Source organism: Ruegeria sp. H9 (assembly GCF_056532915.1).
The window spans coordinates 303,032-329,564 of the sequence record NZ_JBQFNX010000002.1 but is presented as its reverse complement, the minus strand read 5'-3'; the positions used below and the strand labels follow the sequence as shown (position 1 = coordinate 329,564).

At 56.5% G+C, this 26,533-nt stretch carries 27 protein-coding genes; 10 read left to right on the top strand and 17 right to left on the bottom strand.

The window, feature by feature from the left end; genetic code table 11:
- Positions 1-83: 83 nt before the first annotated feature.
- Entirely contained in the window at positions 84-674 is a 591-nt protein-coding gene (gene infC, locus ACR0CZ_RS10165) for a translation initiation factor IF-3 (RefSeq protein ID WP_310793657.1), read from the top strand.
- Positions 675-750: 76 nt separating this feature from the next.
- On the opposite strand, the gene ACR0CZ_RS10160 is transcribed toward infC, so the two are convergent.
- Together ACR0CZ_RS10160 and ACR0CZ_RS10155 are read right to left on the bottom strand one after the other, a co-directional pair.
- A complete protein-coding gene (locus ACR0CZ_RS10160) occupies positions 751-2,067 on the bottom strand; it encodes an aspartate aminotransferase family protein (RefSeq protein WP_480536954.1) in 1,317 nt (438 codons plus the stop codon).
- A complete protein-coding gene (locus tag ACR0CZ_RS10155) occupies positions 2,064-2,816 on the bottom strand; it encodes a beta-keto acid cleavage family enzyme (protein WP_480503202.1) in 753 nt (250 codons plus the stop codon). The genes ACR0CZ_RS10160 and ACR0CZ_RS10155 overlap by 4 nt, the downstream gene beginning before the upstream one ends.
- Before the next feature lie 110 nt (positions 2,817-2,926).
- Between ACR0CZ_RS10155 and ACR0CZ_RS10150 the strand changes: the two genes are divergently transcribed.
- The gene (locus ACR0CZ_RS10150; RefSeq protein ID WP_170393231.1) at positions 2,927-3,826 is read left to right on the top strand and encodes a MurR/RpiR family transcriptional regulator; all 900 of its coding nucleotides are present in this window, start codon (positions 2,927-2,929) and stop codon (positions 3,824-3,826) included.
- Positions 3,827-3,873: 47 nt separating this feature from the next.
- On the opposite strand, the gene ACR0CZ_RS10145 is transcribed toward ACR0CZ_RS10150, so the two are convergent.
- The 5 genes from ACR0CZ_RS10145 to ACR0CZ_RS10125 all read right to left on the bottom strand — a co-directional run bounded on the left by ACR0CZ_RS10145 (position 3,874) and on the right by ACR0CZ_RS10125 (position 9,781).
- Entirely contained in the window at positions 3,874-4,665 is a 792-nt protein-coding gene (locus tag ACR0CZ_RS10145) for an FAD binding domain-containing protein (RefSeq protein WP_170393232.1), read from the bottom strand.
- Positions 4,666-4,760: 95 nt separating this feature from the next.
- Positions 4,761-7,121 carry a xanthine dehydrogenase family protein molybdopterin-binding subunit gene (locus ACR0CZ_RS10140; protein ID WP_170393233.1) on the bottom strand — a complete coding sequence of 787 codons (2,361 nt, stop codon included), beginning with the start codon at positions 7,119-7,121 and terminating at the stop codon, positions 4,761-4,763.
- 51 nt (positions 7,122-7,172) lie between these two features.
- Positions 7,173-7,658: a (2Fe-2S)-binding protein gene (locus tag ACR0CZ_RS10135; RefSeq protein ID WP_170393234.1), complete on the bottom strand. Its 486-nt coding sequence runs from the start codon at positions 7,656-7,658 to the stop codon at positions 7,173-7,175.
- 156 nt (positions 7,659-7,814) lie between these two features.
- Positions 7,815-8,816 (bottom strand): molybdopterin-binding protein, encoded by a 1,002-nt coding sequence (locus ACR0CZ_RS10130; protein ID WP_170465415.1) that lies wholly within the window; start codon positions 8,814-8,816, stop codon positions 7,815-7,817.
- Positions 8,813-9,781 carry an XdhC family protein gene (locus ACR0CZ_RS10125; protein ID WP_170393236.1) on the bottom strand — a complete coding sequence of 323 codons (969 nt, stop codon included), beginning with the start codon at positions 9,779-9,781 and terminating at the stop codon, positions 8,813-8,815. Before ACR0CZ_RS10125 ends, ACR0CZ_RS10130 begins: the two co-directional genes overlap by 4 nt.
- A 206-nt stretch (positions 9,782-9,987) precedes the next feature.
- On the opposite strand from ACR0CZ_RS10125, the gene ACR0CZ_RS10120 reads away from it, so the two are divergent.
- A complete protein-coding gene (locus tag ACR0CZ_RS10120) occupies positions 9,988-10,488 on the top strand; it encodes a hypothetical protein (protein WP_170393237.1) in 501 nt (166 codons plus the stop codon).
- 3 nt (positions 10,489-10,491) lie between these two features.
- Here the strand turns inward: ACR0CZ_RS10120 and ACR0CZ_RS10115 are convergent, their stop codons facing one another.
- Both ACR0CZ_RS10115 and ACR0CZ_RS10110 read right to left on the bottom strand, forming a co-directional pair.
- Complete coding sequence (locus tag ACR0CZ_RS10115; RefSeq protein WP_170393238.1) at positions 10,492-11,748, bottom strand: vWA domain-containing protein; 1,257 nt, start codon at positions 11,746-11,748, stop codon at positions 10,492-10,494.
- Between the two features lie 34 nt (positions 11,749-11,782).
- The gene (locus ACR0CZ_RS10110; RefSeq protein WP_170393239.1) at positions 11,783-12,691 is read right to left on the bottom strand and encodes an AAA family ATPase; all 909 of its coding nucleotides are present in this window, start codon (positions 12,689-12,691) and stop codon (positions 11,783-11,785) included.
- Positions 12,692-12,837: 146 nt separating this feature from the next.
- Between ACR0CZ_RS10110 and pyrC the strand changes: the two genes are divergently transcribed.
- A complete protein-coding gene (gene pyrC, locus ACR0CZ_RS10105; RefSeq protein WP_480536955.1) occupies positions 12,838-13,875 on the top strand; it encodes a dihydroorotase in 1,038 nt (345 codons plus the stop codon).
- Here pyrC and ACR0CZ_RS10100 read toward each other — a convergent pair.
- Entirely contained in the window at positions 13,872-15,167 is a 1,296-nt protein-coding gene (locus ACR0CZ_RS10100; RefSeq protein ID WP_170393241.1) for an MmgE/PrpD family protein, read from the bottom strand. The two genes, pyrC and ACR0CZ_RS10100, sit on opposite strands and share 4 nt — an antisense overlap.
- Positions 15,168-15,205: 38 nt before the next feature.
- Complete coding sequence (locus tag ACR0CZ_RS10095; RefSeq protein ID WP_170393242.1) at positions 15,206-15,649, bottom strand: type II toxin-antitoxin system RatA family toxin; 444 nt, start codon at positions 15,647-15,649, stop codon at positions 15,206-15,208.
- Positions 15,650-15,721: 72 nt separating this feature from the next.
- On the opposite strand from ACR0CZ_RS10095, the gene hpt reads away from it, so the two are divergent.
- Positions 15,722-16,270: a hypoxanthine phosphoribosyltransferase gene (gene hpt / locus ACR0CZ_RS10090; protein ID WP_010439696.1), complete on the top strand. Its 549-nt coding sequence runs from the start codon at positions 15,722-15,724 to the stop codon at positions 16,268-16,270.
- The gene (locus ACR0CZ_RS10085; RefSeq protein WP_170421327.1) at positions 16,270-16,443 is read left to right on the top strand and encodes a hypothetical protein; all 174 of its coding nucleotides are present in this window, start codon (positions 16,270-16,272) and stop codon (positions 16,441-16,443) included. Before hpt ends, ACR0CZ_RS10085 begins: the two co-directional genes overlap by 1 nt.
- Here ACR0CZ_RS10085 and ACR0CZ_RS10080 read toward each other — a convergent pair.
- Entirely contained in the window at positions 16,433-17,578 is a 1,146-nt protein-coding gene (locus ACR0CZ_RS10080) for an amidohydrolase (protein ID WP_170393244.1), read from the bottom strand. The two genes, ACR0CZ_RS10085 and ACR0CZ_RS10080, sit on opposite strands and share 11 nt — an antisense overlap.
- Entirely contained in the window at positions 17,575-18,525 is a 951-nt protein-coding gene (gene lipA, locus ACR0CZ_RS10075; protein ID WP_170465418.1) for a lipoyl synthase, read from the bottom strand. The genes ACR0CZ_RS10080 and lipA overlap by 4 nt, the downstream gene beginning before the upstream one ends.
- A 262-nt stretch (positions 18,526-18,787) precedes the next feature.
- On the opposite strand from lipA, the gene ACR0CZ_RS10070 reads away from it, so the two are divergent.
- Complete coding sequence (locus tag ACR0CZ_RS10070; RefSeq protein WP_170393246.1) at positions 18,788-19,336, top strand: peroxiredoxin; 549 nt, start codon at positions 18,788-18,790, stop codon at positions 19,334-19,336.
- A 51-nt stretch (positions 19,337-19,387) separates the two neighbouring features.
- Here ACR0CZ_RS10070 and ACR0CZ_RS10065 read toward each other — a convergent pair whose 3' ends face one another.
- Complete coding sequence (locus ACR0CZ_RS10065) at positions 19,388-20,311, bottom strand: hydrogen peroxide-inducible genes activator (RefSeq protein WP_170393247.1); 924 nt, start codon at positions 20,309-20,311, stop codon at positions 19,388-19,390.
- 60 nt (positions 20,312-20,371) lie between these two features.
- Positions 20,372-21,469, bottom strand: coding sequence for a DUF6456 domain-containing protein (locus tag ACR0CZ_RS10060; RefSeq protein ID WP_170393248.1), 1,098 nt, complete (start codon positions 21,467-21,469; stop codon positions 20,372-20,374).
- 253 nt (positions 21,470-21,722) lie between these two features.
- Here ACR0CZ_RS10060 and ACR0CZ_RS10055 point away from each other — a divergent pair, with 253 nt between their 5' ends.
- Positions 21,723-22,010 (top strand): DUF6477 family protein, encoded by a 288-nt coding sequence (locus ACR0CZ_RS10055; protein WP_480554083.1) that lies wholly within the window; start codon positions 21,723-21,725, stop codon positions 22,008-22,010.
- Here the strand turns inward: ACR0CZ_RS10055 and ACR0CZ_RS10050 are convergent, their stop codons facing one another.
- Positions 22,011-23,555, bottom strand: a complete 1,545-nt coding sequence (locus ACR0CZ_RS10050; protein WP_170393250.1) for a trimethylamine methyltransferase family protein — start codon at positions 23,553-23,555, stop codon at positions 22,011-22,013.
- A gap of 134 nt (positions 23,556-23,689) precedes the next feature.
- Positions 23,690-24,130: a GNAT family N-acetyltransferase gene (locus tag ACR0CZ_RS10045; RefSeq protein ID WP_170393251.1), complete on the bottom strand. Its 441-nt coding sequence runs from the start codon at positions 24,128-24,130 to the stop codon at positions 23,690-23,692.
- A gap of 70 nt (positions 24,131-24,200) precedes the next feature.
- Between ACR0CZ_RS10045 and guaA the strand changes: the two genes are divergently transcribed.
- Both guaA and ACR0CZ_RS10035 read left to right on the top strand, forming a co-directional pair.
- A complete protein-coding gene (guaA, locus tag ACR0CZ_RS10040; protein ID WP_170393252.1) occupies positions 24,201-25,760 on the top strand; it encodes a glutamine-hydrolyzing GMP synthase in 1,560 nt (519 codons plus the stop codon).
- A 57-nt stretch (positions 25,761-25,817) separates the two neighbouring features.
- On the top strand, positions 25,818-26,408 hold the full coding sequence (locus tag ACR0CZ_RS10035; protein WP_170393253.1) for an acyltransferase: 591 nt from the start codon (positions 25,818-25,820) through the stop codon (positions 26,406-26,408).
- The last annotated feature ends 125 nt before the right edge of the window (positions 26,409-26,533 follow it).

The following is a 26,533-nucleotide window of genomic DNA, read 5'->3' as shown; positions in this document are numbered from 1 at the left end:
ACCGGCAAAAACTCACGAAATTCATGGAAAATTCATGCGGCTTGCAATTTATGCCGCTTGAAACACCTCTCAGCCCGGTCTAAATTCCGGGCTCGAAATTCTGCAATCATCAAAGGAATGAACCCATAGCCCGCAGACCTCACAACGCGCCGCCACAGCGAGATACCGGCCCGCGCGTCAATGACAAGATCCGTGCTCCCGAAATTCGCCTGATTGGCGCCGAAGGTGAAAATGTCGGGGTGGTTCATCCCGCAAAGGCCATGCAGATGGCCGCCGATGTCGGCCTCGATCTGGTTGAGATTTCGCCCAACGCGAACCCGCCGGTCTGCAAAATCATGGATTTCGGCAAGTTCAAGTACGAACAGCAGAAACGCGAAAGCGAAGCCCGCAAGAAGCAAAAGATCATCGAGGTGAAAGAGGTCAAGTTCCGGCCCAACACCGACACGCATGACTATGACGTCAAGATGCGCAATGTGTTCAAGTTTCTTGAAAACGGCGACAAGGTCAAAGTTACCCTGCGTTTCCGGGGCCGCGAGATGGCGCACCAGAACTTGGGGCGTGAGCTGCTGGAACGTGTGGCCGAAGACGTCAAGGATCTGGGCAAGATCGAGAACATGCCCAAGATGGAAGGCCGTCAGATGATCATGATGATTGGCCCACTGCCACAGAAGTAGGTTTTCTTTTTGTAGAATGACAAAAGCCCCTCCGAAATCGGAGGGGCTTTTTTTGTTTTCTGGCTTCTCGCCTAAATCAGATCACCGAGGATATCGCCCGATCCAGCTTGTCTACAAGTTCGACCAGTTGGTCATCTTCGATGATAAAGGGCGGTGCTAGGAGGATATGATCTCCGTTGCGTCCATCACGTGTTCCCGACATCGGGTAACAGATCAATCCCTCGGCCATCGCTGCCTTCTTGATTTTGCCCGCCACGCCACGCGACGGATCAAACGGGGTTTTCGTATCCCGATCCTGGACCAACTCAATTCCTCGGAATAAGCCGCGGCCCCGTATGTCCCCGACATTCGGGTGTTGGCCAAACTTGTTTTCCAACATGCTCTGCAATTTGCCCCCCATTACGCCGGCCCGCGCTGGCAGGTCACGAGAAGTAAGTTCCTGTACAACGGCAAGCGCAGCCGCAGTCGCAACCGGATGACCGATATAGGTGTGGCCATGCTGGAAGAAGCCCGATCCATCCCGGATCGCATCATAGATTCGACCCGAACACAGCATCGCTCCGATAGGCTGATACCCTGCCCCCAACCCTTTGGCGATACAAAGAATATCTGGCGCGACATCGTCATGATCACAGGCAAACAAATGCCCGGTACGCCCCATGCCGCACATTACTTCGTCGAGGATCAGAAGAACGCCGTGTTGATCGCAAATTTCACGGATTCGCTTGTAGTACCCCTCGACTGCCGGAACAGCCCCAAGCGTCGCACCAACCACCGGCTCTGCCATGAAAGCCATGACCGTTTCAGGCCCAAGGCGCAGGATTTCTGCCTCCAACTCATTCGCAACGCGCTGACCATATTCAAAACTGCTCTCATCCTCAGGCTTTTCGGCGTACTCATAGCAAGGAGCGATATGAGTCATCTCGATCAGCATCGGTGCAAACTGCGCCCGCCGCCATTCATTGCCACCCGCCGAAAGTGCACCCAAAGTGTTGCCGTGATAGCTTTGTCGGCGCGCTATGACATGACGGCGTTCTGGCTGACCGGTTTCCAGATAATACTGCCGCGCCAGTTTGATAGCAGCCTCGGTCGCCTCTGACCCGCCCGAGACAAAATAGACCCGGTCCAGTTCGCCGGGGGCGTGTTCAATCAGCAGATCGGCCAGTGCCTCGGCCGGTGCCGACGTCATAAAGCCCGTATGCGCAAACGCAATCTGCGCCACCTGATCCTGCACCGCTTTGACCACAGCGGCGTTGGAATGGCCGAGGCATGAAACGGCAGCATCACCACAATCCAGATAGCGACGGCCGGTTGAGTCGATGAGATAACAGCCATCTCCACCAGCGGCCTCAGGCAGTTCCGACTTTGTATGGCGTGGAAATACGTGACTCATGTCGAAGTCCTTTTCAGAAGATTAATGAGCGCCGCGACTGATGCAGCATTGTCTGCCCAAGCCTGGCCATCCGGACCTGCAAGGCTGTTCTCAAAACCAACGCGCACATCGCCACCCAACTGCGCGGCCTTTTGCAGGCACGCATGCTCCTGCCCTCCAAAGGCACAGACCATCCATGGATCAGCGCTGTGCGGAAACACATCCAGATCATTCGGACTCGATTCCTGCGCCGTGGCATAGCGACCAAGGACAAGCAGACGGTCGACCTGATCCGATTTTACCACCCCTTCAGCCTGCCAATGGGTCAGTAACTCAACGTCAGCGACATCGTAGAGGATATGCTGAACACGAGTCCCTTGTTCCGCGCACAGAGCGTAGACCTTTGGCGCAAGTTCGGGCGACCGTGCAATCTCGCGCACCGAAATCGAAGCCCAGTCCGGGCGCACATTCTGCAAACAATCAAGTTGTGCTTGAACGCCGAAAACGCCAGCAGCTTCTGTCGTAATCTGGATGTCCATGTCAGTGACCGCAGCACGCAGTTCAGCAATGGTTTCGCGATACAAACCCGCATCTAGTGAATGGTTACCTGACTGATCGCGAATATGCAGATGCAGACCTTGCGCACCTGCCCTATGGCACGTTTTCGCGACCTTGACGATTTCATCAGTCTTGATCGGCAGGGCAGGATGATCTCCATGCCCTCGTCGCGCCCCGTTCGGAGCCACCAACACATATGGCCTTCTCGTCATCCTCAAACCAGTCCCAGACATTCCGTCACCTGTTTTTTACGATCCCGAATTAGACACCTCGCTCACGTTTTCAATTTGCATTCTTCATAACATTTGTTTTTTCTTACCAAATGCAACACACCTCATCCCAACTGACCGAGCAGCTTCGGCACGAAATCGACACCCTGCCTCAGCAAATGCAAGCCGCAGCGAAATACATCATCGACCACCCTGGCGATTTCGGGCTCGACCCGGTTCGGCTTACCGCCGAAAAGATCGGTGTCAGTTCAAATGTTTTGGTGCGGTTGGCACAACGCATGGGATTCGACAGTTTTGAGTCGTTCAGACGCCCCTTTCGCCAAACCCTTGTCACAGACCGAGAAGATCGGCTGGGTCAGGGCTGGCTGGATCGCATGAAATCGGGGGGCCAATTCAGCGCCGCGCAAGCTGGGTTTGCGCAAAACGAACTGAACGTCGTCGCCCGCTCCCTGCGACTGGCCGATCCTGATTTGATGCAACAGGTCACAGAGTACATGATTGCAGCTAATCGCTGTTTCATAACCGCGACCCGGGCCAGCTATGCTTTGGCCTATTATCTCCACTATGCGGGTCGGATGGCACACCCAGGATTTCAGCTTATCCCGCGACATATGGGATCAGCCATCGATGATTTGCTCGAGGCCGATGAGGCGGACTGCCTTTTCGCTATTACCGTTCACCCCTATTCCTCTGACACTATACAATCCATGCGTTTTGCGCGTAAACGCGGCATGCGCATCGTGCTATTGTCGGATAGCGATGTCATCGCCCCTGGTGTTGACCCTGACATCGTGCTGCCTGTAAGCACCCGCGCGCAACATCACTTTTCCAGCTTCTCCGGAGCGATGGCAGTGCTTGAATGCCTGCTAGGTCATCTCTTTGCCGCCGGGGGATCAGCCGCGCGTGACCGCGTGGAACGCTATCAGACGGCCCGAGAAGACACCGGCGCCTACTGGCGCCCCGCCAAGCCCCCAAGAGTTCGGAAAAAATAAAGAGCCCCGGCTTTCACCGAGGCTCTCAAAGCTGATTAAAAATCAGATCAGCTGCAAGCTTCGACAGCCCGTTTCGTCATAACAGTGACCAGATGCGCCCGATACGTTTTGCTCCCGTGCAGATCACCAATCATGTTCATCGGATTGATGTGCAGCCCCATCAAAGCGTCCGCGCGGAACTCTTTGTTCAGGGCCTCCTCAGCCTCCGCCCAGCGGAAAACTCCGTCCTCGCTTGCACCGGTTACTGCAACCCGAACGCCATCGGCAAACCTGGCAAGATATACCCCGACCAACGCAAACCGAGACGCGGGCTGCAAAAACTTCTGATAACTCGCCGCCTGAGGCACGGGGAAACGCACCGAAGTGATAATCTCGCCCTCTTCCAGAGCTGTCGTAAACATGCCCTGAAAGAAGTCATCCGCCGCTATCTGGCGATTATTGGTGACAATGGTCGCGCCTGAACCCAGCACTCCCGCCGGATAACAGGCCGCTGGATCATTGTTGGCAATCGAACCGCCAATAGTGCCACGATTACGCACCGCAGGATCACCGATCTGGCCGGCCAGCGCTGCCAGCGCCGGATAGTTACCAGCAGCTTCAGCGGCCACATTTGCGTGGGTTGTCGCACCGCCTATCGCTACCGAGCCATCATCCTCGACGCAGACCCCTTTCATTTCAGCGATTCCATTGACCGAAACCAGCTTGGATGGCGCGGCCAACCGCTGCTTCATTGTGGGGATCAGGGTTTGCCCACCCCCCAATGCCTGCGCATCCTCAACTCCCAACGCAGTAACCGCCTCAGCGATGGTCAAGGGTTTCTCAAACTCGAAATTGTACATTTCGTTCTTCCTTTCCGAAAAGCGCGGATCCGCCCTTCATCTGGCTATAAATATCTCGGGGAGCGCGAGGGGCTGGCCCCTCGCACCCGAACCTCTCAACCATGCATTGCTGTCCAAACACGCGACGGGCTCATCGGCATGTCAATGTGATCAACAGCCTTTCCACCCGAGTTCAGCGCATCCAGAACCGCGTTGACTACCGCAGGCGGCGAGCCAATCGCACCAGCTTCACCGCAGCCCTTCACACCCAACGGGTTGTGCGTACACGGCGTCTGGCTGGAATGGTCGACCGCATAGAACGGCAGATCATCGGCGCGTGGCATCGCGTAATCCATGAAGGATGCGCTCAGCAACTGGCCATTCTCGTCATAGGCGCAGTTTTCCAACAAAGCCTGACCGATACCCTGACCGATGCCGCCATGTACCTGACCATCCACAATCATCGGGTTAACGATGTTGCCAAAGTCATCCGCAGCGGTGAAGGCTTCGATGGTCACCTGTCCAGTCTCGGGATCCACCTCAACCTCGCAGGCATATGCCCCCGCTGGGAAGGTGAAGTTGGCCGGGTCATAAAATGCGGTCTCCTCCAGTCCCGGCTCAACCTCCAATGGGAAGTTGTGCGGTACATAGGCTGTCAGAGTCACATCACCCCAGGCCACCGACTTGTCAGTGCCCGCGACGCTGAACTGACCGTCCTTCAGCTCGATATCGGCCTCGGACGCCTCGAGCAGGTGGGCCGCGATCTTCTTGGCCTTGTCGACCACCTTTTCGGTCGCCTTAACCATGGCCGAACCACAGACCGCCAGCGAGCGTGAGCCATAAGTGCCCATGCCGAACGGGATCTTCGAGGTGTCGCCATGCACAATCTCGACCATCGACTCATCGATGCCGATCATGTCGGCCACAACCTGCGGGAAAGCAGTCTCATGCCCCTGCCCGTGGCTATGTGCACCAACCATGACACTGATGGAACCGGTGGCGTTTACTCGCACCGTGGCAGCATCATAAAGACCCGCCCGGGCCCCCAGCATGCCGACGATGTTCGAGGGCGCGATGCCGCAGGCCTCGATATAGCAATTGACGCCTAGGCCACGCAGCTTGCCATTGGCCTCGCTTTCCGCCCGTCGCGCGGCAAAGCCAGCCAAATCAGCAGCAGCTTCAAGCTTATCCATCGTCCCGTTGTAATCCCCGGTGTCGTAGGTCAGCGCCACCGGTGTGTCATACGGGAACTGGGTGATGAAATTCTGGCGACGCAGGGCGATCGGATCGACACCCAGTTCACGCGCCGCCTTGTCGATGACGCGCTCCAGCTGATAGGTCGCCTCTGGCCGACCCGCACCGCGATAAGCGTCCACCGGCACTGTGTTGGTGAACATTGCCTTCACATTCACCTGAATGACCGGCGTTTTGTAATTGCCCGCCATCAGAGTGCCATGCAGCCAAGTCGGAACCGAGCTTGAGAAGGTCGACAGATACGCGCCCAGATTGGCGTAGGTGTTGGTGCGGAGGCCTGTGAAGTTATTGTCCGCGTCCAAAGCGAGCTCAATCGTGCTGACGTGGTCGCGGCCCTGCGCATCCGACATAAACGCCTCGGACCGGCTGGCGGTCCATTTGACCGGACGGTTGCAGGCCTTGGCAGCGAATGTACAGAACGCCTCTTCCGCGTAGTGGAAAATCTTCGTGCCAAATCCACCACCAACATCAGGCGCTACAACACGCACTTTGTGTTCAGGCAAGCCCAGAACAAATGCGCACATCAGCAAGCGGATCACATGCGGGTTCTGCGAAGTGGTGTAGAGCGTGTACTCATCCGTACCCCGGCTGTATTCGGCCACCGCAACGCGCGGCTCCATCGGATTAGCAACCAGACGGTTATTGATCAGGTCCAGAGTGGTGACATGGGCCGCGTTGGCAAAAACCTCATTGACCTTGTCATTGTCTTCTTCGCCTAGATGCCAGTCATAGCAGATGTTGTTCTTCAAATCCTCATGGATAAGCGTCGCGCCATCCTGCGCTGCGGCTTTCATATCCAGCACGGCAGGGAGCTCTTCGATATCCACTTCAATCGCTTCCGCCGCATCGCGGGCGAGTTCAAGGCTGTCCGCGACAACGGCAGCGATGGGATCGCCTACATGTCGGACCTTGCCTTGCGCCAGAATGGGATGCGGTGGTTCCTGCATCGGGGCGCCATGACGGTCGGTTACTTCCCAGCCGCAAGGCATTCCGCCCACGCCTTCAAAGTCCTTGCCGGTGAACACCTTCACAACCCCCTGCATACCCTCGGCGGCAGATGTGTCGATGTTGGTGATCCGGCCATGCGCGATGTCGGACCGTAGGAAATGCACATAGGCCTGGCCATGTACGTTGATGTCGTCGGTGTAATTGCCTGCTCCGGTCAGAAAGCGTACGTCCTCGCGCCGCTTGGAACTGGCTCCGATGCCACTGTCTTTGGGCATTGCTTGTTCTCCTCCGTGGAAAAGAATTTTCGTCGAAAATTCTTAACCGCCTCACTCGGCGGCGATGCTGGAAACGTCTTGACCCGATGCGGCCATGATTGCCTTGACGATGTTGTGGTAGCCTGTGCACCGGCATAGGTTACCCTCAAGGTACTTGCGAATTTCGCCTTCGGTCGGGCGCGGGTTATCCTTTAGCAATGCTGCAGCGCTCATCACCATGCCCGGAGTGCAAAACCCGCATTGCAGCCCATGATGATCCTGAAAGGCCTGTTGGATCACGTTCAGCGTGCCATCTTCGGCCGCCTGCCCCTCGATCGTGCCCACATCCGCGCCGTCTGCTTCCAGCGCCAGCATGTTGCAGGATTTGACCGCCTCACCATTCACGTGCACTACGCACGCGCCACATTGAGCCGTGTCGCAGCCAATATGTGTGCCTGTCAAATTCAGGTGGTCGCGTAGAAATCCGGATAATAGAGTCCGCCCTTCAACATCACCGCTGACGGCAACGCCGTTCACGGTCATTGAGACCTTGGTCATAAGATCCTCCCCTTTTTTTGGCTTATTTGCTAAGCCAGAGTTAAACACGGTAAATTTCGTTTGAGAACAAAAATATTTGCCTGATTTTTCCGCAGTTTCGCTGATCAGCCTTCTAACAATGATGCGCCCACCAAACAGGGCAAAATTGCCGTTACGTCATTTACTCTTGGCAGCGCGGGGCTGTGGCCGCGTCGGGATTTCTTTTAGCAGCCCACCGACACCCATCCCAGCGATGTCCGCGCCCGTTGTTTCGATTCCGCAAGCAACACGAGACAAGACCCAATCCGCCCCGTTCAATGCTGGTGAGCGCGCGCATCCGGGCAAACCGATGATGGGGCGCCCGCCGGAAGACCCCAAAAACAACAGGTTCCCCGGATCGACCGGCATTCCAAACCGGTCGACGATGCCCCCCGCCGCCCGCACAGAAGCAGGCGCCACATCATCTTTATCCGACGTGGCCGATCCGGTCAGGATCATGACGATCTCACCCCGAATGGTCGAAATCGATGCTGTTAAGTCGCCCATCCGATGCGGCACCACCTGAACATCTGACAGATTCATACCCAAAGCCTCAACCCGGCTACGAATAGCAGCGATACCTTTTTCATTAGATGGCCCGCCAGCAATGTCGGTAACGATGAGACCCGCGTTTTCGTATTTGGGCACCGATAACCGAATAGCGTCCTGCGCATGACGGGCCGCACTCTCAACGTCGGATCGAGGTACGGCATAAGAAATCACCTTGATCGTCGCGACCATGCCGCCAGCCGCCATCTGCTGATATTGCGGCACCGTGGCAACCGTGATCATCGGGTTGACCTGATTGAACTTTTGCAAGGCATCGGTATCCAGCACCGCGACGCCTGGTCCATTTGCTAAAAGGTTGACCCGGCCTGTAAAGGCTTCGGTGACACGCAGATTTGCCTGTGTGGGACTTGGTGCAAGCGCTTCTGCCAGCAGCGCTGCGGCTTCGTCCTCATGGCAATCACCTTGCTCCAGTCTGGCGACTGTGACCTCGGTCAGACCGGCTTGGTGCAACTCGGCTATGTGCTCGGACGCAAGCGTTATACCTTTCCTAAGCTTGCGGTTTCCCGCTTTGACGGAATGGGCCAATATCGCGCCGTTGGCGTCGGAAACGGGTACCGGACCAAACTTCACGCTCTGCCTCGCAGGACCGCCGTCATCTGCGCAAGGATCGCAACGGCTATCTCAGACGGTCCAGCCGCCCCGATATCAAGCCCAACAGGTCCGTGAATCAGTGAAATCTGGTCATCGTTGAACCCGGCCTGCTTCATCCGCTCCACGCGTTTGGCATGTGTGCGCTTAGATCCGAGTGCGCCGATGTAGAACACATCGGCCGCCAAACCGGCCTGAAGCGCGGGGTCATCAAGTTTGGGGTCGTGGGTCAGCAACACAAGCGCCGTGCGCGAGTCGAGACCCAGCTTTGATACAGCCTCATCCGGCCAATCCGTAAGGATGGTTTCTCCGGGAAAACGTGCGTCCGATGCGAAAGCCTCGCGCGGATCTATAATCGCCGGGTCATAACCCGCGATCCGGGCCATCGGCACCAGAGCTTGGGCGATGTGCACCGCTCCCACCACTATCAACCGTAACGGTGGGTTGTGGACAGCGACAAAGGTCTGCCCATCCTCTTCGAACCCGGACCTGTCCATACGCAAGCGTTCGGAATAGGCATTTCGGCGCAACGCGCGCTGGCCCGTCTCGACATTGACTTCATAGGCCAAGGGTTCGCGCCGCGCCCGTGCCGCGACCAGTTCGGCCAGCATTGGTTCGGGCAGGACCTTGCCGACCGGTTCAACCAAAACCCTGATCGTACCGCCACAGGCCAGACCGACGGCAAACGCATCCTCGTCGCTTACACCGAACTCTAGCAGCCTTGCCTCGCCTTCATCTATGGCTTCCAGCGCTTCGACGATCACGGCACCTTCGACGCAACCACCAGAAACCGAGCCTTCGATCCGACCATCGCCCGCAATGACCAACTGCGCGCCTACACGGCGCGGCGCGCTGCCCCAGGTCTCAACCACAGTGGCCAAAGCCGCGCCCTTCCCGGCGCGATACCATTTTAGTGCGGTTTCCGGGCTGCTATCGAATCGTTCCATTTAGACCTCCGGCCTTGCTTGGGTTCAACATAGTCAGCTTTGGAGCAATGAAAAGCGCTCAGCGGGTCGATCTTGTGGCGCTAACAAGCCGATTTTGAACTCACATTCACAAATTGTTGAATGTTGGAAGGCGTCATTTTAGCCTGCATGCGATTCCGGGGCCTATTCGGGATCGTCCCAACATATTTCATAGCGGAGACAAACAGTTGAAACGCATTCTTACACTCGGAGCAGCGATCGGCCTGTTGACTGCCAGCACCGGCTGGGCTGACACATTTCTGAAATACGGTGAGGTCGAAGGCTGGAAGGTTTTCATCGATCAGGACAAGAAATCCTGCCTTATCGAAGCGGTTGATGACGCTGAAAATGTCGTACAGATGGGCCTGACCGAAGATCGCGGCGTTGGCTATGTGGGCGTCTTCACCAAAGCCGAGACCAACATCAAGAAAGGCGAGAAAGAGGCCGTCGCCATCCTGATCGGAGACAATATCTATGTTGGTGAGGCCACCGGCATGAAGGGGAACATCACCAAGGGTTATTCGGGCGGATATGTCCTGTCGGACGACCCTCAGTTCGCGGATGACCTTGCCAAGAAGAAGGTAATGGTCGTGTTCCCGGAAAAAGAGTTCGCCTTCACCGTCGATCTGACCGGCACTTACAAAGCCATGGAGATGGCACGGAAGTGCAACGAAGAGCAGCTTTCGTAACAGCTAGTCGGAAAGCGCGGACATCAGCCGCGCTTTCTGCCCCTGATCATCTGGCTGTGAAATCACGGCGGCCAGATCTTCCAGCGACGCAATCGAATGCCCGGCGCGGAAGCTGTCGACATGTGGAAGCATCGTTGCAACGCCTTGCGCTTTCGGTGCGAACCCGTCCCAACGCAGCAGTGGATTCAGCCAGATCAATCGGCGGGATGATAGATGCAGGCGCTCGATTTCTTTTTCCAACAAGTCAGGATCGCCACGTTCCAATCCATCGGTGATCAACAACACGACCGCCCCCTGCCCCATGACACGCCGCGACCAGTCGCGGTTGAACTGATGCAGGCAGTCTCCGATCCGGGTTCCGCCTTCCCAGTCCTGTGCCTCGGCCCCGGCAGCGGCCAGTGCTGCATCGACATCACGTTGATGCAGATGGTGGGTGATGTTGGTCAGGCGTGTGCCAAACGTGAAGGCGTGCACTTTGGCCCAACCTGCGCCTTTGGCATTCGAAACCGCGTGTAGAAAGTGCAGAATGATCCGACTGTATTGGCTCATGGACCCGGAGATATCGCACAACGCCACCAAATTCGGCCAGCGAGGTTTGGGTTGCAAGTGCGCGATATCGCGTAGTTCGCCACCCTGCCGCATCGCTGACCTAAGTGTCCGAGCGCGATCAATGCGGTGACCGAGGTGACTGGCCTGACCTCGGCGAGACTCGATGGGTTTGACCGGTAAGTTCAGGCGCGACAGCATGCGTTTGGCCTGGGCGATCTCGGATGTACTCATCTGTTCGAAATCGAGGTTGCGCAAGCGTTCTTCGGATGACGCGGTTTGGGTTGCATCGATCTCGATCTCGCTTTCCTCTTGTTGCTCGGTTGATTCTGGCAAGTCGCGTTCGACGCCATCCAACAAAGCCTCAGCCGCCCGCTTTTCAGCCGCATCCGCTTTGCGCTCCTCCTGAACACCGCGAATGGCGGGCAGCATCATGGACATCATATGTTCTAGATACCGCGGATCGCGCCAATAGAGGCGGAAGACTTGCGCAAAAACCGTTCGATGTTCCGGCCGGTTCACGAAACAGGCATGCAGCGTCCAGTAGAAATCTCGTTTCTCGGTGAACCCCGCAGCCTGCACGGCGCGGATCGCGTCAACCACGCGCCCAGTTCCTATCGGCAGTCCGGCCTTGCGCAAAGCGCGCGCAAAATGGGTGATGTTCTGGGCCAGTTTGGGGTTGTCCGGTATATCGAGTGGGAGTTGTTCGGCCATCAAACCCCCGAAATATTTTCGAACAGATGAAGCATCAGGCCGGTTCGAGATCGGCTTTCGCCTGATCCAGAATGCGTTTGGCCTCGGAACCCTGCAACTTTTGGATGTCGTCCTGGTATTTCAGGATGGCACCCAATGTATCGCCGATTACTTCGGGACTGAGGTTGATAACGTCCAGCGCCAGCAGGCACTTGGCCCAATCGATAGTCTCGGCCACCCCCGGTTTCTTGAACAAATCTTCAGTGCGCAAGCGCTGAACAAAGGCGACCACCTCACGGCTCAGCGCTTCTGCCGCTTCGGGAGCCCGTGCGTGCAGGATTTCGATCTCGCGCGCAAAGTCAGGGTAATCAACCCAATGATACAGGCAGCGGCGTTTCAGCGCGTCGTGTACTTCGCGCGTGCGGTTCGAGGTGACGATCACGATCGGCGGTTCTGGAGCTTTGACAGTACCAAGCTCGGGGATCGTGACCTGAAAGTCACTGAGCGCCTCCAGCAAGAAAGCCTCAAATGGTTCGTCGGTCCGGTCCAATTCGTCAATTAGCAGTACAGGTGCCCCAGTAGCATCCGGGAGCATGGCCTGCAGCAAGGGGCGCTCGATCAGATAATCATCCGAGAACAGCTCGGTCTGCAACGCGCCTCGGTCCGCCCCACCCGACGCTTCTGCGGTTCGGATTGCCACCATCTGGGCGGGGAAATTCCACTCATACACAGCGGAAGAGGCATCAAGGCCTTCGTAGCACTGCAACCTGATCAGGCGCCGTCCCAATCCTGTGGCCAGCGCCTTGGCGATCTCAGTCTTGCCGACGCCCGCCTCGCCCTCCAGAAATAGAGGTCGACCAAGTTTCAGCGAAAGAAACACAACCGTCGCCAAAGCCCGGCCACAGACATAACCCTCAGAGCCCAAAAGCTCTTGCACGGCATCGATGGAGTTTGGCTGTGTCATGAGTTCCCCTTTTTCCTCCGCCCCAACAGGTCATGACCACAACCAGAGGTCAAGACCACCATCCGTCAGTGACTTACGGCGATCTGTCTCATCGGCAAGGGCAAGAGGGTCTTTCACCACTCAAGCGGCTGTGTTAGCCGGGGGCCATGACCCAATCCCTGACGATCCGCCGCCCCGATGACTGGCATTTGCATCTGCGCGATGGCGCGATGCTTCAAGCCGTCCTACCTGAAACCGCGCGCCATTTTGCCCGTGCCATCATCATGCCGAATCTGGTTCCGCCCGTTGTCAAAGGTGACGACGCAGCAGCTTATCGGGACCGCATCCTTGCTGCTCTGCCAGAGGATATGACGTTTGAGCCGCTGATGACTCTCTACCTGACTGAAGACACGGACCCGGCAGATGTGGCCGCCGCGCATACCAGCGGTCTGATCAAGGCGGTCAAATTGTACCCGGCTGGGGCAACAACCAACTCGTCTTCTGGCGTTCGCGATTTCGACAAGGTACGCCCGGTGCTGGAGAAGATGGCCGAGATCGGTCTGCCGCTATGTGTGCACGGCGAAGTCACGGATGCCGAGATCGATATATTCGATCGCGAGGCGGTGTTCATCGACCGCGTTCTTGATCCGATTCGCAAAGCAACCCCCGGACTGCGCGTGGTGATGGAGCACATCACGACGTCAAACGGCGTGGATTACGTCAAGGCGAACGAGAAAGATCTGGGTGCGACGATTACAACGCATCACCTGATCATCAACCGCAACCACATTCTGGTGGGCGGCATCAAGCCGCATTACTACTGCTTGCCGGTCGCCAAGCGCGAAGAGCATCGGCTGGCGCTGCTGACCGCCGCGACATCAGGCGATACGCGTTTCTTCTTGGGCACAGACAGCGCGCCGCACACGGATGCAAACAAGGAAATGGCCTGTGGCTGCGCCGGCTGTTTCACTGCAACTAATACAATGTCACTGCTGGCCGATATGTTCGAGCGCGCAGATGCGTTGGACAAGCTAGAGGCGTTCGCGTCACTCAACGGCCCGGCCTTCTATCGCCTGCCAGTGAACGAAGAGACCATCACGCTGACCAAAGGCGATGAGGTCGTCTATCCGGCAAAAATCGAAAGCGGCGACGGCCCCGTGACCGTATTCGATCCGGGCTTTCCACTGCATTGGCGCGTCGCTTAATCAGTTAGCCTTTCAGCCAAATCCGCTGCGCGCCCACCGGTGCGTAGCATTGACCAGATGGCGTCTGCCTCATCCCCTCCGATCAGCTTCGCCGCTTTCTCCCTGACGCGATCTTCGCGATCCGATAGAGACATCGGAGCCAGCAGATCATGGCTGGCCTCGCGGCGCGCGCCGTCCCGGCGTAACAGGGACAGATGGGCTTGTGTCTCGGATAGACTCTCATCCGCCTCGACCGTGATCCGGTCCCTTAAGGATTGCAGTCTTGGATCAGCACAAATCTTGTCGGAATAGCTCCCTGGCAGAGCTGTATCGTAGCCCATTGCCTGCATTGCGATCACGGTACGATAGGAAAACTTCGCTCCTAACCCACTGGTCGGCTGCAGTTGATTGCACACGCTCATCCAGCGGGGGTGGGTTTTGATCTTGATCTCGGCCACCTCAGGCTCGGCGATGTCGAGATCGCGCGCAGCCTCAAGCGCCGCGTGCAGGCCATGGCAGCAAGCGTGGAATTTGTGGCTGATGCTTTCGAACAGCCACTCGTCCCCCAAACCATCAAGCGCAGCAGCTAAATCGTCAGCCCCCAAATGTGTCGCCCCAAACCCAAACGGGCCTTCCAATGCGTCAGCACCGGGTTGAAAACCGTTGCGGATCAACTGGGCGGCCTCAACACCATTCGAGGCTGCAAGCCCAGCGTTATAAGGTTTACCCATGGTCCCAAACTGTGATTTCTGCCCTGAGGCCCGGGTCGCGGTTAGCCCCAACAGGTCACGCATCTGCTTTACGTCAAATGCCATAATCCGACCCGCAGCCACCGCAGCCCCAAACGCGCCAGCCGTGGCTGTTTGGTGAAAACCAGCCTGATAATGACCACGACCAAGCCACAAACCGATGCGGATCGATAACTCCATTCCCACTAGCGCTGCCTCAAGCAGATCGACCAGAGGTCGGTCTTCCCACGCCGCAAGAGCAAGGGCTGCAGGAAAAACAGCAACCGATGGATGACCGATATGAGCGAAATGCGTGTCGTCATAATCAAGCGCATGAGAAATGGTACCATTCACCAGCGCCGCTGCGCGTAGCGGCGCATCACCGCCTCCGAACAAACGCGCCTGTGCGGCACCGCTCTCGGAAAGAACCATCTGACGTATGATGCGGGAAACCGGCTCATCTGCGCCTGCCCGCCCCACAGCAAGCCAGTCCAACGCGGATAGAGATGTCACAATACGAGCCTGCGCCGTGGTCGAAACAGAACCAGCAGCAAACTCGGCAAGGGCAGTTGTCAAATCGGTCATGTGGCGCAGTCTAGCGCGCGCCGCTCGGGCGTAAAGCCTCAGCCGTACAGGACGGCAGCACGTTGTTCGAATGCTCGGACGATACGGTGCATGGCTTCGTTGAAAACCACGCCAATGATTCCTTGCAGAACCGCGTTCTTGAATTCGAAATCAACGTGGAACGAGACGTTGCAGCCGTCTTCCGTATCTTCAAACTCCCAATCCGAGCGCATGTATTTGAACGGTCCGTCCAGATACTCGGTATCGATCCGTTTCAGCTCATCAAACAGCGTGACGCGGCTGCCGAAGCGTTCGCGGAACACCTTGAATGAAATAACCAGATCCGCTTCCATCACCTTGCCATCGCCCGCGGCATAGGTCCGACGGATACGGGCCGCAGCGCACCAAGGCAAAAATTCAGGGTATTTCGCCACATCCGCGACCAGATCATACATCTGCTGAGCGGTGTAAGGCAGCGGGCGGGTCTCGGAATGGGTTGGCATGATATCCGGGATTAACTGGTGACAATGGCGCGTGATTTCGTATGTTGCGCGCCAAAGATCAAGGGGGCAGCGATGAGCCAGCGCGCATATGTGATAGATGAGATGATCTCGGCCAAGGCAATTGCTGCCCGGATCGAAGAGCTTTGCCGCGAAATAACGGCTGAATTCGGCGGCACTGACAAGCTGGTCGTTGTCGGCCTGCTGCGCGGCAGCTTCGTCTTTATCGCTGATCTGGTGCGTGAGCTGGACCTGCCCATCGAGGTCGATTTTCTGGAGGCATCGTCCTACGGAGACTCGATGGAAAGCAGTCGAGAAGTTCGTATTCTTAAGGACTTACGCGGCGCCATTGAAGGGCGCGATGTTTTGGTGGTCGAGGATATCGTGGATACCGGCCATACCCTGAACCACGTCTCCAAGCTGCTCCGCACCCGCAAGCCGCACCGGTTGAAATCCATCGCCCTTCTGGACAAACCCAGCCGGCGCGAGGTTGATTTCCGCTCGGACTGGATCGGGTTTGAAATCCCTGATGAATTTGTCGTGGGTTATGGCATCGACTATGCGCAGCGCAATCGCAACCTGCCGTTTATCGGCAAGGTTCGATTTGTCGAAGATCAGGACTGATGAGTCTGCGCCACTTTGTTCGCATGTCAAAATGGGGGCGAAACCCGCCCTCGGAACGGCGCGTGAAACTGGTGTTTGGCGCGATCCTTATCTGCCTGATGATTGCCGGAATTGAATATATGGGGTGGTGGCCCGAATGGGCAGAAAGCCAGCCCAGAAAACTCAGGCCTTGAGCGTTTGTTCGATAGCAGCCAGAAAAATATCTGTCCCGATCGGGATCAAAGCATCCGGAAAATCATAGTCGGGGTTGTGTAGCTGCGGATGATCCCGCCCCGCGCCTAGCCAGAACATGGCGTTTTTTGCGCCTTTTCCGAACTGCCCGAAATCTTCCGAAAACCTTTGTGGGGTCGCAACCAGCTTGCAAGGAATGTCGCGGCTTTGGCAGGCCTCTGACAGGATCTGCACGGCTTCACCCGAATTTGTGCAAGCCTCAAACACATCGTCATAGGTGATTTCAACACCTAATCCCTGTGCCTGAGCACGTGTAGTCACCAGTTGTTCTGCGTCGCGGATCAGGCTTGCCATCCGGCTGTCCGAGACCGTGCGCAGGGTCACCCACAGTTCGGCCTGACCGGGTGCGACACCAAAGGTGGCCTCGCCCAACCTGGCATGGGTTACCGTTGTCAGCGCATATTCTGCATCCAGCGCCCCACCCTGCCCCAAAATGGCCAAAGCAGGCATAAGCTCTGCCAACGCACCGGCTGGCGATACACCGTCCTGAGGGGCCGCCGCGTGAGAGGTTTTGCCCGTCAAAACAATTCGCATCCCACGCGAGGCGCAATTTGCCGGACCCGAGCAAAGCTCAACCCCGCCCAATTCCAAACCCGGCAAGTTGTGCAAAGAAAACACATAGTCCGGAGCGATATCCGCAAACTTGGGATCAGCACGATAGGCAATCGCACCTTGACCGGTTTCTTCGGCGGGTTGAAAAATCAGAACCACCCGCCCCTTGGTCGGACGCTTGTCCCCCAATACGAAAGCAACACCAAGCACCATCGCCATATGGCCATCATGCCCGCAAAGATGCCCCTTTCCGGGATGTTGCGACGCGTATCGTGCACTTGAGATTTCCTGAATCGGCAAACCGTCCAATTCACACCGGATTCCGATGGTAGGTCCGGGCTGTCCGCTATCATAAACCGCCGCGACACCGTGGCCACCGATACCTGTCAGAACCGCATCAGGATCACACGCCTGAAGCAAGTTCGAGATACTCGTCGCGGTTCCACGTTCCTCGCCCGATATCTCAGGCACTTGATGCAGTTCATGGCGCTTTTCGGTAAGCCAGGATTGAAGTTCGGGTTTCACCTCTGGTTCAACTTCTTTTGTCGAGCTTCGCGCAAACGGGCGAAATCATCGCCCGCATGGTAAGACGACCGGGTCAAAGGAGTTGCCGAGACCATAAGGAAACCTTTGCCGAACGCAGCTTTTTCATAGGCCGCAAACTCTTCGGGTGTAACAAAGCGGTCAATGCCATGATGCTTGGGTGTTGGCTGCAGATACTGACCGATAGTCAGAAAATCGATATCCGCCGCGCGCATGTCATCCATGACCTGACGAACTTGCTGCTCGTCCTCGCCCAGTCCGACCATTATGCCGGATTTGGTGAAAATGGACGGGTCCATCTCTTTGACCCGCTGCAGCAAGCGCAATGAGTGGAAATATCGCGCACCGGGACGCACCTGAGGATAAAGGCCCGGCACCGTTTCAAGATTGTGATTGAACACATCTGGCTTGGCCTCGACAACAATCTCAAGCACCCAGGGATCGCATTTCAGGAAATCCGGCGTCAGAATCTCGATCGTAGTCTTGGGCGAGCGGTGTCGCACCGCACGGATGGTCTGTGCAAAGTGATCGGCGCCTCCATCGAGCAGGTCATCCCGGTCCACTGATGTGATGACCACATGGTTCAAGCCCAGCTTCTGCACCGCATGCGCCACGCGACCCGGTTCAAATGCATCCAGAGTATCCGGCTTACCGGTCGCAATGTTGCAGAAGGTACAACCGCGCGTGCAAATCTCGCCCATGATCATCATGGTCGCGTGACCCTGGCTCCAGCACTCACCTACATTCGGGCATCCGGCTTCTTCGCAGACGGTGACCAGATTATTGTCACGCATGATCTTGTGCGTCTCGGCATAGCCCTTGCCACCCGGCGCTTTGACACGAATCCAATTCGGTTTGCGCGGAGCCGCATTGTCAGGTCGATGTGCCTTTTCGGGGTGTCTTTGCTCGGGTATTTTCAGATCACGCACGGCTGGCTTTCCTGACTTTGGGTCAATTTTCTTTGTTCATAACATAGACCGACTCATTTGGTTACACCAGCGGCGCATAGCCGCTATGCGGCACGTCTACGCGCGTGCAGCGAAAGTGACCATGCACATCATTTTACGCATTACTTATAATGCTTTATCGCCATCAAAGATATTATGCTATTGCAGCATATATATCATTGAAGCCGAGTTAGAATCATTTTAACTCTCGCGGCAAACATATGTGAATCACAGGAGTTTGATGATGAAAACCGGTGCAAAACTACCTGACGTAACCTTCCACACCCGTGTCCGCGATGAGGCCGTCGAAGGCCCCAACCCGTTCCGTTGGGAAGACAAGACAACTGCGGATTATTTTGCAGGCAAGCGCGTTATCCTGTTCTCGCTGCCCGGTGCGTTCACCCCGACATGCTCGACCTATCAATTGCCTGGTTTCGAAAAAGGCCACGGCGATTTTGCGGCCAAGGGCATCGATGCAATCTACTGCATGTCCGTCAACGACAGCTTTGTCATGAACAAATGGGCCGCCGATCAGGGTCTGGAAAACGTCAAGGTCATTCCTGATGGGTCCGGTGAGTTCACGCGTAAAATGGGTATGCTGGTCGACAAGGACAATCTGGGCTTTGGCATGCGCTCGTGGCGTTACGCAGCCATCGTCAACGATGGCGTTGTGGAGGCATGGTTCGAAGAGCCCGGCCTGATGGATAACTGCCCCGAAGACCCTTACGGCGTGTCGTCCCCGGAAAACCTAATGAAGCATCTGGACGAAGCCCGCGAACCGGCGCTGGCATAATCCTGTCATGCCCTACTTTGAAAGGCCCGCCATTTCGGCGGGCCTTTTTCGTTAGGTTCGAGTTTTAGCTACCACGTCTTCACCGACCTGCCGGATTACTTGCGCCAATCGATCGAACCACTCCTCCGCTCCGGTCGAGCTGCGACGCACCAGGCCAATGGTCCTCGCCGGTTGCGGCGCACCAAATCGCAACAATCGCAATCCGGGGACTGCATCCGTCTCGGCCTGCGCCGCAAGTTCAGGCATCAACGTCAGGCCAAACCCTTCGGCGACCAAACGCGACAACGTGGCAAGTGAGGACGCACCCATATTAATTTGGCCGCTGGTACGATCCTGACCGCAAACTTCTAGCGCCTGATCTGTCAGGCAGTGCCCGTCTTCCAACAGCATCAATTGCGCTGTCTTCAAGTCCACAGGCCGCAACTCTTCCGGGCTGATGGTCAATCGATTCAAGCGAGTCTGACTTCCTGCCAGCAAGAACCGATCTTCGAAAAGCGGCTCTTCGTGGAAAGTTCCACTTCCCAAAGGCAGCGCCAGTACGGCGGCATCTATTTCGCCCAAGCCCAACATGGATAGCAATCGCTCGGTCCGGGCCTCACGAATCTGAACCCGTAACGAGACATCCGCAGCCCGCAACCCGGCTAGCACCCCCGGCAGCAAATATGGTGCAACCGTAGGAATAATCCCGATCGACAGGGACCTATGGCCACCCGAATGGTCGCGTGCAAACCGGTCCAACCGTTCGGCCGCGTTCAGGACATGTTGGGCATAGTCCAAAACGTCTCGACCAAGTGGTGTCAACAGGATGTCGCGGGCCTGCCGTTCGAACAACGGCCCACCAATCGAGTCTTCCAGTGCCTTGATTTGAACCGAAAGCGCAGGCTGCGACACATGGCAGACCTGCGCGGCACGGCCAAAGTTACGCTGTTCGGCGACGGCCTGGAAATATTGCAGCTGGCGGAAGGTGAAATTCATAACCCCTGACTATCATTTGGGGTCATTTCCGCAAGGCCGGTATATGGCTGCATGAATCGTTCAGCCGATCATCCGATCCCGCTCGGTCTGGTCCTCGTAGTGGCGCTTCAGCCTTTGCAACGCGATCCGCAGCACGATCTTGCCTGATCGCGCAGACCAGCCCATCCGCTTTTCAGCCAGCTCAAGCCCTTCTAAATAACAACAACAGCGCAGCGCGACGTCGCTCAAACCCGGCCCAAGTTCAGACAGCGCGCGGGCCACACGATCTCTGGCACCAGAAGGTCCTCGCCCCACATGGCTATCCGAGGCAAAGTCACCGCGTCCACCGCCTGTCATAAAGCGATCCCAATTTTGTGTGACCTGAGGTCCGATCTGCGCCAGTTCGAAATCCTCACGCAAGCGCTCGCCCGCGCTCACCAGAGTTTCATCCAGAAACGGCTTGCCATCCCGGTCGCGGCGGCGCGCCAAAGCGATCAGCGGGCTTTCCACAGTGCTGTAACGAACGCGGGGCTGCGATGGCGCCCTTGCACCCGCAGTTGCGGGTTTGAATGCGGCCTGCGCTTCCGCCATGCCAAATTCATTCTGCGTACGCGCCCGGTTTTCGGCCTCGGCAATCAAATGACTTAGTGCAGCCCTGCCCGAGGTTGAAATCCGGTAGCGCGAGATCCGACCCGGACTATCGCATGAAATCCAATCATTCAGCGCCAGAGCCTGCGCGATCCGGCAATCTACAACTGCTGTTTTGGTAGTTCCTCCTTTGCCGTTGTCCCGAACCACAACAGCCTTGTCCATATCCTCGGCCACGGCAAGCACGGCACCGGATTCACACATGCGCCTCAGTACACGCAGCGACTCGCGCTCGAATTCGTCGTCTTGGGCTTCGGGCCGTCCTGCCTCAGACGTCACGATTGCAAATGAAGAACCTGTGCGCTCCATTGGCGCAAAGTGTGACTGGGCCAGAGAATGCAGAGCTGCATCCACCAAAGGATCGTCCCTGCGCATCTCAACCCTGCGGATCTGACGCAGAATGGTCGAGGCATGGCACCCTGCGGACCGCGCAATATCCCGAATAGATCGCCCTGACTCCGTATGGTCCAGATATCGTTGCGCCCCTTCGGGAACCCATGCCGGAACAGTGAATGCCACGCTGTTTTCCATATTTCTTCGCCCTCGTCGACAAAACAAACTGACAGTTTTAGCCGTCGGATTCTTAGTTAACCAAATCTAACTAGAGTTGCTTTCGTTACTCGTTCGTTAATCACAGACGGCACAGAGCAGAATTGATTCAAAAAGATAAACAGTGGTGAAACCATAGTTCGGGGTGATCCCACACAAGGCAACACCCGCTTAGGTTGTGTCACATTTCAGACAGCGAAATTGAAAAAGAAGGAAAGCTGCCGTGCAGGACCTGATGACCATGATCACCACACTCCGCCGCCCGCGATTACTGGCCCGTGCCGCCAAGATCGGGATGCAGGACTATAATCGCGACCGCCACCTGCAACGGCTTCTTGGATATGGATCAACACCGGGCACTGGTGCAGCGTTGATCCGTTTGCTGGAATTGGAGCGTGAGATTAACGCGCAACGCATCGAAGAAGACGCGGCCTATTCACTGGTGCGCCATCTTGATCTGCTGATTGCAATAAATGGCGAAGCGCAACTGTATCAGGCCAGTCGCGCCACGCAGTATCAGTAATCAGGTGAACGCGTCCGGCATCGATGCTTTCTTTTCGGCAACATATGCGTCGAGCGCAGCCTTTACATCAGGGTCAAGCTGCGGCTGCTGGTAGTTCGCCAACAGATGCTCAACCCGTGCCGAAGCCAGCGTCCGTGTATCGCGGGCGCCTTCTTCTTCCCAGGTCTCAAACGGCTTATAATCCAAGAGATCGGTTTTCCAGAATGCTTCCTTGAAGTTGGCTTGCGTATGGGCACAACCCAAATAGTGACCTCCGGGACCGACTTCGCGGATGGCGTCCATCGCCTGTGCATTCTCATCATAGGCCACACCTTTGGCCAATCCGTGCAAGACGCCCAACTGATCGGCATCCATGACGAATTTCTCGAAATCCGCCACCAAGCCGCCTTCGAGCCAACCGCAGGAATGCAGCATGAAATTCACACCCGACATAAGACCCATGTTCAACGAATTCGCGGTCTCATACGCAGCTTGCGCATCCGGCAATTTTGAACCACAGAACGAACCCGCAGAGCGATATGGTAGACCCAGTCGGCGCGCCAACTGACCCGCGCCATAAGTGACGTGCGAAGCCTCTGGGGTGCCAAAGGTCGGCGCTCCTGAATTCATGTCGATCGACGATACGAACGCCCCAAAGATCGCAGGAGCACCCGGACGGATGATCTGGCTATATGCTACACCTGCCATGACCTCGGCCAGAACCTGCGTCAGCGTGCCCGCGACCGAAACCGGTGCCATAGCACCACCCACGATGAACGGCGAAATAATGCAGGCCTGATTGTTTGCGGCATAAACTTCCAGAGAACCCATCATCACGTCGTCAAAGGTCATCGGCGAGTTGATGTTGGTCAAAGATGTCATCACGGTGTTGTTCTGCACGAACTCTTTGCCGAACAGGATCTCGCACATCTCGATCGAATCCTGCGCCCGGCTAGGATCAGTGACCGAACCCATGAACGGTTTGTCGGACAGAGTCATATGCGCCATCAGCATGTCCAAATGGCGCTTGTTTACCGGAATATCTGTCGGTTCGCAGACCGTACCGCCCGAATGGTGCAGCCACTTGGACATGTAGGCCAGCTTCACGAACTTGTTGAAATCGTCCATTGTCGCGTAACGACGTCCGCCTTGCGCATCGCGTACGAACGGAGGACCATAGACCGGAGCCAGAACCATATTGCGGCCGCCGATGACTACCGATTTCTCAGGATTGCGGGCGTGCTGGGTAAATTCGCTAGGGGCGGTCTTGATCAGCTCACGTGCCAGGCCGCGCGGCAGGCGGACGCGCTCACCATCCACATCTGCACCCGCGTCTTTCCAGCGCTCAAGCGCTGCCGGATTGTCTACGAAATTGACGCCAATCTCAGCCAATACGGTTTCCGCATTGGTTTCGATAATCTCCAGCGCCTCTTCGTTGAGGACCTCGAAATTGGGGATATTGCGTTCGATATATTTCGCGGTTTCGATCTTGACCGCCGTACGCTCGGCACGACGGGCGGCACCACCGCCACCCCGTGCCCTGCGCCGGGTGTTTGCCTCTGCCATTGAGTAAATCCCGTGATTGGTTGGTTTGGTAGATGTGTTACATGAACGGCAAACTCCGCCACAGGTAGTTTACGGCGCTCTAGAGGTAAAAGCGACATGAACTGTAGGCCACAGCGACATATGTCGGTCAGTCCCTACTTTGCCCATTTCTGCATGACGACAGAATTCCCTGCCTCCTCGACCTCTACCCAACCCAGATGGGTGTACATTTCACGGGTCGCGTGCATCAATCGGTGAGTCCGCAAGCGCAGGATAGAAAGACCAAGCTCAACAGCCTCAGCTTCAGCAACTGCAAGTAATTGCCGCGCAACACCTTTGCCCTGAGCCTCTGGCGAAACGGCGAGATTGAATATCATCATCGCCTCGGCCTGTTGATCAAAGATGATGACCCCAAGAAGTTTCCCGTCCACTTCTGCAATAACAACCTGATGCTCTGCGATCTCTTCCTCGATACCAGACGCAACATCCGGCAGATCGGCGATGTCTCTCATCGCATCGGCATAAGCGCTTGCGATACAAATTTGTATCGACTTGGCGTCGCTTCGTTCGGCAGTTCTGAGTTTTATGGTGGTCATGTATCAGCCTCCTCGCTGAATTGACGTCATTACGCTTGCACAAGCAAGGCTTGCGACCTAATAGCCAATCATGACCCAAGACAGCCATGACCGCCTTTTGATCATCGACTTCGGCAGCCAGGTGACGCAGCTTATTGCCCGCCGCTTGCGCGAACTGAACGTCTATTGCGAAATCCACCCCTACCAGAACGTCACGATGGATTTCGTGCGAGAGATGGCGCCTAAGGCCGTCATTTTTTCGGGCGGCCCTGACAGTGTTACGCGCGAGGGTTCACCCCGCGCCCCGCAAGAGATTTTTGACTACGGCGTGCCGATCCTGGGCATCTGCTATGGTCAGCAGGTGATGATGCATCAACTGGGCGGCAAGGTTGAAAGCGGGCACGGCACTGCAGAGTTTGGCCGCGCATTTGTTACTCCGAATAATCGGCTTGATATCCTCGATGGCTGGTTCGCCAAAGGTGATGAACAGGTCTGGATGAGCCACGGCGATCATGTCAGCGAAATCGCTCCGGGTTTTGAGGTGTTCGGTACTTCACCCAACGCGCCGTATGCCATCACGGCCGACGCCTCGCGTCATTTCTATGCGGTGCAATTTCACCCCGAGGTTCATCACACACCCAAGGGTGCAAAGCTCTATGAGAATTTTGTCAAACTGGCAGGGTTCAAGGGCGATTGGACCATGGGGGCTTATCGGGACGAGATGATCCGCAAGATCCGCGAACAGGTCGGGGACAAAAAAGTCATTTGTGGCTTGTCTGGCGGTGTCGACAGCTCGGTTGCGGCGATCCTGATACATGAGGCGATTGGCGATCAGCTGACCTGCGTGTTTGTCGACCATGGGCTGCTACGCAAGAACGAGGCTGCCGAAGTCGTCGGCATGTTCCGCGACAATTACAACATCCAGTTGATCCACGCGGACGAAAGCGAACTGTTCCTGGGTGAACTTGATGGTCAATCCGATCCCGAAACCAAGCGCAAGATTATCGGCAAGCTGTTCATCGACGTGTTCCAGAAACACGCCGACACAATCGACGGCGCCGAGTTCTTGGCACAGGGCACCCTGTATCCAGATGTGATTGAATCCGTGTCGTTTTCGGGCGGTCCATCTGTGACCATCAAATCGCACCACAATGTGGGTGGCCTGCCTGAAAAGATGGGTTTGAAGCTGGTCGAGCCTCTGCGTGAACTCTTCAAGGACGAGGTCCGCGCGTTGGGCCGCGAGTTGGGCCTGCCCGACAGCTTCATCGGTCGCCACCCCTTCCCCGGCCCCGGCCTTGCCATTCGCTGCCCGGGTGAGATAACTCGCGAAAAGCTTGAGATCCTGCGCGAAGCCGATGCCATCTATATCGACCAGATTCGCAAACATGGTCTGTATGATGAGATTTGGCAGGCCTTTGTCGCCATTCTTCCGGTGCGCACAGTCGGTGTAATGGGGGATGGACGAACATACGATTATGCCTGCGCCCTCCGCGCGGTCACATCCGTCGATGGCATGACAGCGGACTACTATCCGTTCAGCCACGAATTCCTCGGTGAAACCGCCACGCGTATCATCAACGAAGTCAAGGGCATCAACCGGTGCACTTACGACATCACCTCGAAACCTCCCGGAACGATTGAATGGGAATGATTATTCCCCCTCGACAGTGCTGAAATGCACCGCGTTTGACGGGAGAAGGACAATTCGATGAGCAACTACTCGGTACATGAAACGGCAATCGTCGATGAAGGCGCGCAGATCGGAGATGGCTGCCGAATCTGGCATTGGGTGCACATCTGCGGAGGCGCCAAGCTGGGCCGAAATGTTTCACTCGGGCAGAATGTCTTCGTTGGGAACAAGGTCATAATTGGCGACGATTGCAAAATTCAGAACAACGTTTCGATCTATGACAACATCACGCTGGAAGACGGCGTATTCTGTGGGCCGAGCATGGTGTTCACGAATGTGTACAACCCGCGTTCATTGATCGAACGAAAGGCCGAATACCGCAATACTCTGGTAAAGAAAGGGGCCACGCTGGGCGCCAATTGCACAATCGTTTGCGGTGCCACAATCGGGGAATACGCTTTTATCGGCGCAGGTGCCGTTGTTAATGCTGACGTGAAGCCATACGCACTGATGGTGGGCGTCGCTGCAAAACAGATTGGCTGGATGAGCGAGTATGGCGAGCAGTTGGATTTACCTCTCACTGGTCGTGGTGAGGTTACCTGCCCTCATACCGGTGCTCGATACGTGTTGAACGGCGATTCGGTCAGCAAAGCTCTGCCAACCACCTGAGTATCAGTGCCAGCACGCCGAACGGCTAAGAACCCCTTTTATTTGCGGGTTCGCGTCAGAATACTGGCATCATCTAAGCCGCTCACCCAAAGCGATCATAGACGGCCAGACTTACATTTAGCCTT